The 356-nt window shown below is 47.2% G+C and carries 1 rRNA gene; it reads right to left on the reverse strand.

What is annotated here, in order from left to right:
- A 23S ribosomal RNA gene (locus FNN09_RS20945) occupies positions 1-356 on the reverse strand; the annotation flags it as partial.

Genomic DNA, 356 nt, shown 5'->3' on the forward strand with positions numbered 1-356 from the left:
AGCCAACATCCTAGCTGTCTAAGCAGTAAAACCGCGTTTGGTCAACTTAACATACATTTGGGGACCTTAGCTGATGGTCCGGGTTCTTTCCCTTTCGGACATGGACCTTAGCACCCATGCCCTCACTCCTATTCATCATTTAGCAGCATTCGGAGTTTATCAGGAGTTGATAGGCGATGAAGCCCTCGCGTCCTATCAGTAGCTCTACCTCTGCTAAACTAAAATAAGGCTGCACCTAAATGCATTTCGGGGAGTACGAGCTATTTCCAAGTTTGATTGGCCTTTCACCCCTACCCACAATTCATCCAAAGACTTTTCAACGTCAACTGGTTCGGTCCTCCACTGTGTGTTACCAC

The sequence above is a fragment of the Carboxylicivirga sp. M1479 genome (assembly GCF_007097485.1).
Taxonomy (GTDB): Bacteria; Bacteroidota; Bacteroidia; order Bacteroidales; family Marinilabiliaceae; genus Carboxylicivirga.